Origin of the sequence: Paenibacillus medicaginis (assembly GCF_042138635.1) — a bacterium.
GTDB classification, from domain to species: Bacteria; Bacillota; Bacilli; order Paenibacillales; family Paenibacillaceae; genus Paenibacillus; species Paenibacillus medicaginis.
Genome location: NZ_JBHIRY010000062.1, coordinates 1 through 12,067 on the forward strand (window position 1 = coordinate 1; position 12,067 = coordinate 12,067).

Annotated in this window: 12 protein-coding genes; 7 read left to right on the plus strand and 5 right to left on the minus strand. The window is 49.7% G+C overall.

All coding sequences use genetic code 11. The annotated features are described in order from the left end of the window. Positions 1-144 precede the first annotated feature (144 nt). The 5 genes from ACE5LO_RS27380 to ACE5LO_RS27400 form a co-directional block, all read right to left on the minus strand. Complete coding sequence (locus ACE5LO_RS27380) at positions 145-282, minus strand: hypothetical protein (protein WP_375353398.1); 138 nt, start codon at positions 280-282, stop codon at positions 145-147. A 151-nt stretch (positions 283-433) separates the two neighbouring features. Further along, positions 434-781: a heme oxygenase gene (gene isdG / locus ACE5LO_RS27385; protein WP_375523078.1), complete on the minus strand. Its 348-nt coding sequence runs from the start codon at positions 779-781 to the stop codon at positions 434-436. A gap of 1 nt (position 782) precedes the next feature. Continuing rightward, positions 783-1,583 (minus strand): ABC transporter ATP-binding protein, encoded by an 801-nt coding sequence (locus ACE5LO_RS27390; protein ID WP_375523079.1) that lies wholly within the window; start codon positions 1,581-1,583, stop codon positions 783-785. After that, positions 1,580-2,578: a FecCD family ABC transporter permease gene (locus ACE5LO_RS27395; RefSeq protein ID WP_375523088.1), complete on the minus strand. Its 999-nt coding sequence runs from the start codon at positions 2,576-2,578 to the stop codon at positions 1,580-1,582. The genes ACE5LO_RS27390 and ACE5LO_RS27395 overlap by 4 nt, the downstream gene beginning before the upstream one ends. A 5-nt stretch (positions 2,579-2,583) precedes the next feature. Then, on the minus strand, positions 2,584-3,558 hold the full coding sequence (locus tag ACE5LO_RS27400; RefSeq protein WP_375523080.1) for an ABC transporter substrate-binding protein: 975 nt from the start codon (positions 3,556-3,558) through the stop codon (positions 2,584-2,586). Between the two features lie 423 nt (positions 3,559-3,981). Between ACE5LO_RS27400 and isdC the strand changes: the two genes are divergently transcribed. From isdC to srtB, 7 genes are all read left to right on the plus strand, one after another. Further along, on the plus strand, positions 3,982-4,749 hold the full coding sequence (gene isdC, locus ACE5LO_RS27405; RefSeq protein ID WP_375523081.1) for a heme uptake protein IsdC: 768 nt from the start codon (positions 3,982-3,984) through the stop codon (positions 4,747-4,749). A gap of 43 nt (positions 4,750-4,792) precedes the next feature. Then, complete coding sequence (locus ACE5LO_RS27410) at positions 4,793-5,254, plus strand: NEAT domain-containing protein (protein WP_375523082.1); 462 nt, start codon at positions 4,793-4,795, stop codon at positions 5,252-5,254. Between the two features lie 48 nt (positions 5,255-5,302). Continuing rightward, complete coding sequence (locus ACE5LO_RS27415) at positions 5,303-8,395, plus strand: NEAT domain-containing protein (protein ID WP_375523083.1); 3,093 nt, start codon at positions 5,303-5,305, stop codon at positions 8,393-8,395. A gap of 105 nt (positions 8,396-8,500) precedes the next feature. Further along, positions 8,501-9,397 (plus strand): heme ABC transporter substrate-binding protein IsdE, encoded by an 897-nt coding sequence (isdE, locus tag ACE5LO_RS27420; protein ID WP_375523084.1) that lies wholly within the window; start codon positions 8,501-8,503, stop codon positions 9,395-9,397. A gap of 20 nt (positions 9,398-9,417) precedes the next feature. Continuing rightward, positions 9,418-10,404 carry a FecCD family ABC transporter permease gene (locus tag ACE5LO_RS27425; protein ID WP_375523085.1) on the plus strand — a complete coding sequence of 329 codons (987 nt, stop codon included), beginning with the start codon at positions 9,418-9,420 and terminating at the stop codon, positions 10,402-10,404. Further along, positions 10,394-11,167 carry an ABC transporter ATP-binding protein gene (locus ACE5LO_RS27430; protein WP_375523086.1) on the plus strand — a complete coding sequence of 258 codons (774 nt, stop codon included), beginning with the start codon at positions 10,394-10,396 and terminating at the stop codon, positions 11,165-11,167. Before ACE5LO_RS27425 ends, ACE5LO_RS27430 begins: the two co-directional genes overlap by 11 nt. Next, positions 11,164-11,979: a class B sortase gene (srtB, locus tag ACE5LO_RS27435; RefSeq protein WP_375523087.1), complete on the plus strand. Its 816-nt coding sequence runs from the start codon at positions 11,164-11,166 to the stop codon at positions 11,977-11,979. The genes ACE5LO_RS27430 and srtB overlap by 4 nt, the downstream gene beginning before the upstream one ends. The last annotated feature ends 88 nt before the right edge of the window (positions 11,980-12,067 follow it).

Genomic DNA, 12,067 nt, shown 5'->3' on the forward strand with positions numbered 1-12,067 from the left:
AGTATAAAGGTTATCCCTGTATCAGCTGATTTAAACTCTTGGCAGTAAACCAATTACACTAAAGTTGAAACACTCCCCCGTAGTGCCAAATTCGGGGAGCAACAGGTGTAAAGCCTGCTGATCCCCTTTTTTCAATCAGGCGGGTCAGATGGACGGACGGTTGGGAATATGGAATTTGCCCATATTAGTGTTTGTTGTTGGATGCTCTTTGCCGCTTTGCACATTGCTGCTTTTGTCGGCCGTTGACTGCATTTTTTGCTTCAAGGATTTCTTTTTATCCAAAATGATTACCTCCAGGCAAGTTGTAGTGTTGCATTTAACAGTATGGATGTTATTCTGTAATCCGATTCAATTTGTCATCAAGATAATACGACTGCTTTTCCTGTAAAGTACAGGGAAGCAGTCGCAACATTAAAAAGCTCTGAATTTTGGCTTATGCCCGCAGATCCGTCAATTGAGGGGATTCGATGCCGGTGAGCGGTTGTCTGACAATTTTCACATCATAAAAAGTAATCTTGTTGTCCAGGATATAGTCCGGCATCTCGCGGTGGGAATGAGATTCCCGGAAAGCTTCACTGCGCGTCCAGGCTTGAAAATGCTCCTTCGACAGCCAGCGGGTGCTGATTGTGACCTCGTCATGATCCTTGGTATTTTCCGTCTGCAGTACCTCCAGCCCCAGAAAACCTTCCATTGCTTCTACTTGCCCCGTTTTGTTAAAACGTTCGATCAGTTTATCAGCATTGCCCTTCGTGATTTGTGATGTGTTGGTTACAATAATCATGTTATATTCCTCCCGGATGGTGTATTCCCGCTGCTGGTATAATAAGCGGGTATCCGTCGATGACGGTTATCTTGGCATCAATCTCATAGATTTCCTTCAGAAATGCAGACGTAAGCAAATCCTGCGGACTGCCTGCTGCAGCGATGACTCCCCGCTTCATAGCAATCATATGATGGCTGTAAGCGGCTGCTTGCTGCAGGTCATGAAGAACCATCACAATGGTGATTCCCCATTGCTCATTGATGCGCTGCAGCATGTTCAAAATGTCGAACTGGTGCGCGATGTCCAAATAGGTTGTCGGTTCATCCAGCAATAAAATATCTGTTCCTTGCGCCAGCGTCAGCGCAATTCTGGCCCGTTGTTGCTCACCCCCTGACAGAGTGTAAAACAGTCTGTCCGCGAGTTTACCCATACCTGCCGCTTCAAGGGCAAATTCGACGGCTTGATGGTCTTCCTTGGTCTGGCGCTGCTGGAATAGCTTTTTGTAAGGAGCACGTCCATATGCGACAAGCTCTCTTACCGTCAGATCGGGCAAGAAGTCCTTGGTCTGCGGAAGCATGGAAATATGCTGCGCCAGCTGTCTGGGCGAAAAAGAGGCAGCAGATTTTCCGTGAATGAGAATTTCTCCGGAGTGGATGCCAAGCAGGCGGGTCATCGTTTTTAACAGAGTGGATTTGCCAGAGCCGTTGGGACCAACAATCGCCGTGATGCGCCCTGACGGAAAGTCAGCGTTAATACGCTTGAGCTGAAAACCTTGCCTGTGCAGCGAAATATCTTTAACGATAAGTGCCTCTACCTTCATCGGATTTCCCCCCGTCTCCTGAGAAGCATTAAAAAGAAGGGTGCTCCCAAAGCGGCCAGCAGAATTCCGACAGGCAGCTCAATCGGATCAAACCAGGATCTGGCGATCGTATCCGCCAGGACGACCAAAGCTGCGCCGCCCATAATGGATAATGGGAGCAGAAAGCGATAGTCGTCTCCAATGACAAGGCGGATGGCGTGAGGGACAACAAGTCCGACAAATCCGATCAACCCGGCTACACTGACGGCCGTACCGGCAAGGAAGGACGCAAGCAGCATGAGCAAGAGCCGTTGTACTTCAACCCTTTGTCCAAGCAGCCGCGCAGAGTCGTCACCCAGCTGTATCAAATTGGCCGGACGTATCGCCGGAATCGTTAGAATCAGGCCAACCAGCGCATAGGGAGCCATGAAGGAGAGATGGTGCCAGCTTCTCCCGTTCAACCCGCCAGACAACCATGCGAGCACTGCCTGCACACGATCGCTGTAAACGACCATAACGCCGTTCATAACAGCGCCGAGCAAGGCATTCACAGCCACGCCGGCCAGAATAATTTTGACTGGTGAAGCACCTTTGTCCCAAGCCATTCCATAGATAACAAGCGAGGTAGCAAAAGCGCCGGCAAACGCCGCTGCTGGCAGCAAATAGCTGAATTGCGGAAGCGCCACCATACAGATGACGGCAGCCAAGCCTCCGCCGGAGGATACGCCGATAATACCCGGATCAGCCAGCGGATTTTTCATCACGCCCTGCAGCAGTGCCCCTGAAGCGGCCAGACAAGCCCCAACCAGCATTCCGGTCAGGATTCGTGGCAGCCGCAAATCCATAATGATCGTTCCATAAGTAGAACTGTCCCGTCCGAGCAAGACGGACCAAATGTCCGGAACCGAGACCGGAATTGAACCATAGGTTAGTCCATATACACTTGCTGCAATAAGAAGCAGGGGGGAGACGAGCAGCATGAGATTGCGCCTGTTCGTTCTTTGTTGAATATTAATCACACTCATCGCGCTTCCTCCAGCAAGCTGCGAAGCTCAGCCAGCGCTTCTGTCACCTTGGTTCCGGGGTTCGTTCCAAACAGGTTGGAAGGCAGCACATGAACCTGTCCGTTTTTGACCGCACTAATTCCGTTCCAGGCCGCATTCACCTGCATTTCCTTGAAGAACCCGTCTTTAACCGCCTCCGGCTGACCATGTGTGATAATTAAAACCATCTGCGGATCAGATTCCACAATTCGTTCCGTATTTAATTGCGCATAGTGAGGATAACTGTCCAATTCAGGATAGTCGGATGCGATATTAACTCCGCCGGCCAGTTCGAGCAAATTTCCGCTAAGGGAATTAGGCAGTGCCGCCAGGTACGTTCCCGGTGCGCCATAGATGATCAGGACCCTTGGCTGGGAAGAAAGCTTCGTATTCTGCATTTCGCGAATCTTGCCGTCAATAGACTGTACCAGTTCTTCCGCTTTGTCGTTTTGATCGAGAACTTTACCCAGCAGGCGAATCTGATTCTGGATATCAGAAACTGAATGGGCTTCGGTCAAAACCATATGTGATCCGATGCTTTCGATCATCGCGGTATCCTTGGCATTCAGTACAGCATTGCCCAGCACGAGATCAGGCTTGAGGAAGGTAATTTTCTCAAGATCAAGCTCATGTGTTGTGCCAACCTGTTCAATATTCGCTAAATTTTCTTCTGCTGCAGAGGAGGTTGGTCTTCCGACCAGATGGCCTCCGAGTGCACGGACAATATCCATATCCCCGTTGCTTAATGCTACAATTCGCGCAGGCGGATAGGGCACTGTTACCTCCCTTCTTGCAAAATCAGTTACTGTAATCGTGGCAGCTTCTGCGGTCTTCACTATAGAAGAAGCGGGCGAGGCTGCAGATGTGTGCCCTTCAATCGAAGGACCGGCAGTCCCGCATCCGGTCAAGAAAAGCAGGACCAAGGTACTTGCCAATACTGCTTTGTTATTCATAAAATACTCCTGTTCCTAGAGAATTGAGAAGGAAGAAAGAGGAAGAAAATACCGCATAAAAAAATGATAATGAAAATCATTATCACTGTCAATCGCAATTCCACGTGATCTAAAAATTTTATTTTTTTGATTGACACCCTTGGCAGAAGTGGAATAATATCAAGTTGCAACCACATCGTCCCCTTATTTTTGCACAAGGAGGAGTGCCATGGAGTATTAGTATGATGAACTGCAATTTATTTGATTGGTTGTTAGCTGATAGAGATCGAGGGGTAGAAGTTATTTCTTGGTTGCAAAAACATACAAGCTGCAAGGATCATTTTTTTTAAACCTTTATTGAGAATGATAATCAATGAGAAAGATTCCGGCACTTGTGATCGTGCATCATAAATGAGAGGTGCTGAGAGGAGGAAAAGGACTTCTGTGAGGAGATGGAAAGCAATCTCCATCCTTTTCTTCGCTGTGGCTTTAGGCCTGGTTTTATATGTATCACCTAAAGCTCAGGCAGAAGCCATTGCATTGCAGGATGGAGAATACACCGTAGACTATAACATTTTAAAGGCTGAGAATGATTCAGTCTCTATGGCAAATGATTATTTTGAAAAGCCGGCTGTGATCCATGTGAGCAACGGGAAGATGGAGGCTGAAATTCGGTTGAACCATAGCGCCTGGATCACGGAGTTCAAGGTCCCGAATGGCGGTGTATATATCGACACAACTACGGTCAGCAGTAACAGTGCCACGGATACACGGGTAGACCGCTTCCCGCTGCAGAGCCTGGAATCACCGCTTGTGTCCAAGATCCATGTAACTGTTCCATCCGTGGATTATGACCATGATTATACGATCCGCTTTGTTTTTGACAGCAGCAGTCTAACTCCAGTGAAAACTGAAAAGTCTGCGGCCGCTCCAAATAGGCAGTCTGAATCGCCTTCCGCTCAGGCGGCCAGCACGGCCGGGAAAGCTGCAAATACCGCCGCTTCCGGAACGAATGATAGCCCAGTGAGTCGGGTTGAGGCAAGTGCAGAGAAAGTTAATTCAAATAACAACGATTTGAAGAGTACAACAGCGAGTGAGCAGGTGATTAACCCGCCGACAGCGGACACAGCTCCCATTGCAGTATGGATGGCTGTTTTGGTGATATCGCTGTTATTTTTGGCCCGACGCTGGTTTGTTTCCAAGGCTAAATAACTTTGGCTAAATAATTTTAAAAACAAAGGAGATTGTGATCATCATGAAAAAAAATCTGCTGCTTAAATGGTCTTTAATGGCGTTTGTCGTGTTTGCTTTACTGCTGCCTTACGGTGTTGCTGGTGCTGATCCTGCCGACGGAAAGTATACGATCAATTTTACGGTGTTGAAGGATGGAACAGACAGCACGTCCATGATGGACAGCTACACGGTGAAACCGGCTAATCTGACGGTTACCGGAGGCCAGGCTTATGTGACTTTGACGCTGAAAAACAGCTCCTGGATTACCAAATTCCAAACCGAACAAAATGGTCAGTATGTTGACGCTGATGTCGTCAGCACGAATGCAGCTGCCAACACGAGAGTGGTTGGTTTCCCGGTTGCTAACCTGGACGCCAAGCTTAACGCGTATACAGAAGTAGTTATTCCAGTCCTGGGCTATAACGGTAAATATGATGTGCAATTGAAGTTTGATACAGCAAGCATCACTCCTGTAGCTCCTTGATCAGACAGCTAACAGCGCAAAATTGAGGGTTGAGGAGAGCTGAATGAATTGAACAGTTTATTTAAAAAAGCGGCATTGATGTTTACCATCCTCTGCTTGTTACTGGGTACATCGCAAGTCCCGGCGCTCATGGGCTCGGCATTTGCTGCTGAGAACACACCGCTGGCGGCATTGACGGGCAACGCAACGGCCAAGGCCGGTGATTCCTTGCAGGTGAAGCTGAAAATCAGCGGTGTTGCCGACAGCGTATATCAGAATGTGTACGAGTTGGAATCAACGATCTCGTTCGACGACGAGCGATTTGAACTGACTTCGGTTGCAACCCCGCTGGATAACTATGCATGGTCTTACAACCAGACTGCAAAGGATCAGGTGCGTCTATCCGTATCGGCGGATTCAGAACAAGACGTTGCCAATGCGAATAACGAGTTTGCCCTTCTAACCTTTAAAGTGAAACCGCTGAATCAGCCAACCACTGCAGAGGTAGCTGTGGTCTCCGCGTCGATTGCCAATCAAACCGGAGATACATATCATTTCAGCCAAACCTCTGCTTATCAGGTGCAGCTGCAGCCGGAAAAACCGGTACCTGTCGGGGTGATTCCTGATGGAGAATATCCGATTGGTTTCACGATACTCAAAGACGGTACAGATGAAGCTTCAATGATGTACACGTATGTAGACTCCAAAAGCGGTAAGCTGACCGTGAGCGGCGGCAAGCAGTTTGTTTCATTCAAACTGAAGCAAAACGCGGAAATTACCAGCTTTAAAACGGAAGTGGACGGGCAGTTGAAGGAAACGGAAACAGTTAGTGAGGATACTGCCGCCAATTCCCGTATCGTGCGTTTTGAGGTTGCTGACCTGTCTTCCAAACTAAACGGCTGGGTGAAAATCTACTGGGATTTAACAGAAGTGATGGGTTATCCCTTTGTCTATGATGAGGAATATGCCGTTGATTTGGCTTTTGATATCTCCGGTATACCGGTTGAATATCCAACCGTTCCGGAAACACCTGTAGGAACACCAGATAAGGAATATGCCATTGACCTTGCGTTTTTGAAAGATGGAACAGATACAACGTCTTCGATGAACAGATACGTTGTGCCTTCGAGCAGCAAGGTTTCCATCTATGGAGACCGAAAATTTGTTACGTTCACGCTGACTGACAGCAGTTCAATCACCGGCTTCAAAACAGAGCAAAGTGGTGTTCTGACCGACGCTGAAGTGATCAGCGAAGATGCTGCCAAGAACACCCGTACTCTGAGATTCGAAGTTGCCGACTTGACGAAACGGATGAATGCGTTGGTTCAGGTTCACATGGTGATGGGCAATGGTCAGGTATACGACGCTGAACATCCGGTCGATATTCAACTGACTGCTGCTGAAAATCCTGGCGGCGGACCTGTCGATCCCGGGACTCCGCAACCGCAGAATCCTGGAACCCCTTCTACTCCAGGGACACCTGCACCGGCTCCAGGCGGGGGCGGTGGTGCACCGGTTGGAACCGAGGACGGAACTTACAGCATTCGTTTCGGAGCATTTTACCCGGATGGTGTGCAAAAGTCGCGCATGGCCGATTATCTGGTCAGCCCGGCCACACTCATCAGGGAAAATGGAGTCAACCGGATCAACATGACGGTGAAGGACAGCTCCTCCATTACCAGTCTACAGGTCTATCATGATGGTTCATACGATGAGGTATCGACCATCAGTGCAGACCCGGGGCAGAACACCCGTGAAATCAGCTTTGAGGTGCCTGATTTGAGCGTGCCTGTAGATGCGAAGGTCAAAGTTGAGATCCCGGCGTTGAACTACAATGGAGATTATGATTTTATTATCAAATTTTACCCTTCCACCATCGAAGCTGGAGCTCCGGATCCTTATGTAGGCGGATCACCGACGATAAGCCTTCTGGAAGATGGGGAATATTCCGTTCCATTCGAGGTTAAGGAAGAAGATGGTAAAAAGATCTCTTCTGTCAGTGACAAATTCGTCAGTCCTGCAGGTCTGATCGTGAAAAACAAGGTGAATACCATGAGTTTGACGATCCGGGACAGTTCATCTGTGACCGAGCTGCAGGTGAATGGAGGGCAGTCCTATAAGGATGTTTCCGTAGCAGCACGCGACGAGAAGCAGAACACCAGGGTAGTCACATTTGAAGTGACAGACCTGACGAAGCCGGTGTATGCCAAAGCGAAGGTATCCGGAAAAGAATACGCACTTCAGTTTGTTTTTAATATTGGAGATCTGGAGGCAGGCTTGCCGAAGCCTTATGTTGAGGCACCTGTAAAGGAGCCGGCATTAAAAGATGGAACCTACACCGTGGATTTCGTCCTTAAAGCACCGGCAGGGGTCGAGCAATTCATCAGCAAGGGCGCGGGCTTGAAGGTGAAAGACAACAAAGTCTATGCCCAGTTGCTGCTTAATCACAGCTCATCCGTCAGCACATTTGAAGTGGAGCTTGAGGGTCAATGGGCCAGCACCGATGCGGTGAGCTCTGATCCGGTGTCTGATACCCGTATAGCAGGATTTGCACCGGGGAGTCTGATCCATCCTGTTAAGGCCAAGCTTCGTATTGCACATCCCGAGATTACCGCGGCTGCAGCCTATCAGCTTCCTCTGTTCCTCAGCTCTAACAACGGCGTTACAGCTGTTGGTACAGAAGCATCTGCTGCGGTGGCCGAAGCTCAGGCTGTGGAAACCATAGAAGCACCGTCTTTGCCAGCTGATGGCGAGTATGAGGTTGAAATTACTTTCGATGCTTCGAGCATTACTGCTGTTGATGAAACAACTGCAAGCAGTTCGGAAAGCGGATCTGACGGTGGCAGTGGCACTTCCAGCGCTGCAGTGCCCGATGCCAGCCTGCCGGAAGTGGAGGGGGCGGCTCCTGCTGCAACGGTGGCAACCGACACGGATGTGGATCAGAAACCTGAAGCTGCAAAAGAGGGGATGCCTGGCTTTGACCGTAATGCCGATAAACCAGTACAGGCAGGGCTTACTGAAAGTGACTCTGTCGTTGCTGAAAAGAGAAGCACAGGGCAAAACCCGGCTACTGCTGATACTGCACCTCTGGCCATTTACGCGCTGCTGCTCGCAGGCTCGGCATGGATGCTGTTCCGGCACCGTAAGGCCATCAGAAAGTAGATAGTTTATCCCCATAGTGTTGATTCAATTTTAAAACGGGTCTTGATGCGCTTAACCGTGCGCATCAAGACTTGCTTTTTAGGTAACAGAATAAGGAGATGACTAATGTTAAAACCGATCTGGCTTACACTGATTGGCATGCTGCTGTTGTTTGGCATGACAGCATGCGTATCCGGCAGTCCCGAGCCGTCCGTGTCGGCATCTGCAGATAGTGATGGCAATGAACCGCGAATTATATCCACAACAGTGGCAATTACGGAAATTATGGCTGCTTTGGAGCTGGATCTCGTCGGAATCCCTACAAGCAGCAAAGAGCTTCCTGAACGATACAAGGATGCTGTTCCGGTGGGCAATCCGATGAGTCCCGATCTGGAAAGAATTCGTGCGCTGCGGCCAACCGATGTGCTGTCCGTCACGACCCTTGAGTACGATCTTGAGCCCAAATTTGCTGGAGCCGGCATCCCTTCTGATTTTCTCAATTTGCAAAGCGTAGCCGACATGCAGCAGACGATCCGGAGGCTTGGTGCAAAGTACGGACGCGAGCAGCAGGCGGCAGCGATTACGGAGCAGATAGATGCGAAGCTGGCGGAAATCAGGCAGAAGGTTGAAGGAAAGAAGCAGCCAACAGTACTGATTCTGCTTGGGGTGCCCGGCAGCTATCTGGTTGCGACGGAGCATTCGTTTATCGGCGATCTGGTGAAGCAGAGCGGGGGCATCAATATTGTCCAGGGAGAAAAGGTGGAGTATCTTGCGTCGAACACGGAATATTTGCAGCAGGCTAACCCTGACATTATTTTGCGGGCAGCTCATGGCATGCCGGAGGAAGTCGTCAAAATGTTTGATCAGGAATTTAAGCAAAACGATATCTGGAAGCATTTTGATGCTGTCAAAAATGGCCGTGTCTACGATCTGGAGGAGCGTTTATTCGGAACGACCGCCAATCTGGAAGCAGGCGAGGCGCTGGATGAACTGATGGGTATGTTGTATCCTGCTGAATACTGAGTGAGATAGGAAGTAATCTAATGAACAAAAAAATATGGAGCTTTACGATCGTCATTGTACTTTTAATTTATATGATTGTACTGTCGGCCGTGACAGGCAGTCTGAAAATCGGCATGCTTGATTTTGTGCGCGGACTGTTTACAGGCGGGAATGAAACCGTAGAGGTAATCAAGGATCTGCGGCTGCCGCGGCTCATAGTCGCTTTATTCGCTGGAGCGTGCTTCGCGGTATCCGGGGCGCTGCTGCAGGCCGTCATGCGAAATCCGCTGGCTGATGCGGGCGTCATCGGCATTGCATCAGGTGCCAGCTTCTTTCCTACGGTGATGATTGTGCTGCTGCCGCAGCTGTATTATTGGTCCCCGCTCTTTGCCTTTCTGGGCGGCGCCCTGGCGTGCTTTCTCGTCTATACCCTTTCATGGAAGTCAGGACTGAGCCCCATCCGCATCGTGCTGGTCGGCATTGCGGTAAACGCCATGTTCACTGGATTAAATGAAGCTTTCATGATCAGCTGCAGCTATCTGCTCGGCACCAATCCCGATGCGTCGGTATCCTCCAATATTTCCATGGAGACCTGGAAGGATGTGCAGATGATTTCGACATACGGCTCGGCCGGATTGATTATATCTCTCATGCTTGTTACCTGGTGCAACATGCTGGCACTGCAGGACAAGACGGCGGCTAATCTGGGGCTGCGCGTAACGCGGGCCAGACTTGTCATCTCGGCGGCGGCGGTGCTGCTTGCGGGCGTGGCGACGGCTGTTGCGGGAGTCATTTCGTTCGTCGGGCTGCTCATTCCGCATATTGCGCGGCTGCTGGTAGGCTCGGATTACAGGGCAGTGATCCCGTTTTCCGCCCTGCTGGGCGCTCTGCTGATTCTTACGGCAGACACCTTGGGACGGACGCTGGTGGCCCCGCTGGAAATTCCCGCATCCACCATTATGGCTGTCATTGGCGGTCCTTTCCTGATTTTTATGCTGAGAAGAGGAGACAGGGTATATGGAAATTAAGCAGGTTACATTCGCTTATGACCGTAAGGTAAACCGCTTGCATGATATCGTTGCGGATATCCCGGCAGGAAAGACCACGACGATCATCGGACCGAACGGATGCGGAAAATCGACGCTGCTTGGTGTGATGTCCAGAAATTATCTTCCTTTGCAGGGTGAGGTTGTGCTCGACGGTAAAGCCATTCATCAATATACCCCAAAGGAATTTGCACGGAAGCTGGCAATTGTTCATCAGCATAATGAGGCTCCTTCCGACCTGACCGTGGAGAAGCTGGTTAGCTACGGACGTATGCCGCACCGGGGCTGGTTTACGCCGGACCGCGATACGGAAGGGGCTGCAATTGAACGGGCGCTGGAAAGCACGAATTTGCTGTCCAAGCGGGAGCTTGCGATTGACAGCCTGTCCGGCGGAGAACGGCAGCGGGTGTGGATTGCCATGGCGCTGGCCCAGGATACGCAGGTGCTTTTTTTGGATGAACCGACGACTTATCTGGACATGTACTATCAGATCGAAATCCTGGAACTGGTGAGGCGGTTAACTACAGAATTCGGGATGACGGTGGTCATGGTTCTGCATGATATTAATCAGGCTATAAGGTACAGCGATCATATTATCGTGATGAATGGAGGGCGAATCGTTGCTCAGGGAACAGCGCCCGATGTGGTGACAGAGGATATGCTTTTTTCCGTTTATGGTGTCCGTGTGCATTTGCGAAGCGACGCTGAGGCAGGGCTGTATGTCCTGCCGGCAGGCTTAGGATGAGAATGAATGAAGCTATGTTGTCCCGTATGACTGCTATGTACCGGAAGCCAATTGTGCAAAAGGGGATATGGCTGCTTTGGGCGGCTGTCTTCCTGTTCGCCGCATGCAAGCTGACAGCCTATACAGCCGACTATTATATGAACCGCCGGATTTTGGCGGAAGCAAGCCGGATTTACCATCAGGAAACGGTAGCCTCCGTTCCGGATTCAAGTGAGACAGAGCAAAATAAGCCTGTGTCTGACGGTAAGGCGAGACCGCAATTTCAACCTCTTTTGGTTATCAATCAAGATATTGTGGGGTGGCTGACGATAGACGGAACAGCGGTGGATTACCCGATTCTTCAGGCTGAAGATAACGAGTTCTATCTGTCCAGGAATTACCGAAAGGAGCAGACAAGGGCAGGCAGTATTTTCATGGACTTCAGGAACAGGATTGATGGGACAGATCAGAATACCGTCATTTATGGTCACCGGATGAAGGACAATTCCATGTTTGGCAGCTTGAAAAAGTATCTCGATAAAGATTACTTCAAAGCCCATCCGGTGATCTATTATGACACGCTGTATGGCAGCTATGACCTGGAGATTTTTTCGGTATACCGCACAACAGCCGATGTGAATTATATAAGGACCTCTTTTAATTCAGAATTTGATTATGCCGAGTTTATTGAGCAGTCTCAGCAGCGCTCCGAATATGAGACGGGTGTCCATGTCAATACTACTGACCGTATTGTTACGTTATCGACATGCGATTATGTATTGGATCCTGAAGAGGGCAGGCTGGTTGTGCAGGCCAGGTTGACAAACAAATGAAACCGTTATATCCTGACTTTTGCAGCTAAATCGAACGAAAAACAGCCGTGAGCCCTTGTCATTACTGGGTTCTCGGCTGTTTTTTCAT

What these genes read in the sequence shown, in the direction of transcription:
- isdG (WP_375523078.1), bottom strand. Translation starts at nt 781, where the DNA reads ATGATTATTGTAACCAACACATCACAAATCACGAAGGGCAATGCTGAT.
- ACE5LO_RS27390 (WP_375523079.1), bottom strand. Translation starts at nt 1,583, where the DNA reads ATGAAGGTAGAGGCACTTATCGTTAAAGATATTTCGCTGCACAGGCAA.
- ACE5LO_RS27400 (WP_375523080.1), bottom strand. Translation starts at nt 3,558, where the DNA reads ATGAATAACAAAGCAGTATTGGCAAGTACCTTGGTCCTGCTTTTCTTG.
- ACE5LO_RS27410 (WP_375523082.1), top strand. Translation starts at nt 4,793, where the DNA reads ATGAAAAAAAATCTGCTGCTTAAATGGTCTTTAATGGCGTTTGTCGTG.
- isdE (WP_375523084.1), top strand. Translation starts at nt 8,501, where the DNA reads ATGTTAAAACCGATCTGGCTTACACTGATTGGCATGCTGCTGTTGTTT.
- ACE5LO_RS27425 (WP_375523085.1), top strand. Translation starts at nt 9,418, where the DNA reads ATGAACAAAAAAATATGGAGCTTTACGATCGTCATTGTACTTTTAATT.
- ACE5LO_RS27430 (WP_375523086.1), top strand. Translation starts at nt 10,394, where the DNA reads ATGGAAATTAAGCAGGTTACATTCGCTTATGACCGTAAGGTAAACCGC.
- srtB (WP_375523087.1), top strand. Translation starts at nt 11,164, where the DNA reads ATGAGAATGAATGAAGCTATGTTGTCCCGTATGACTGCTATGTACCGG.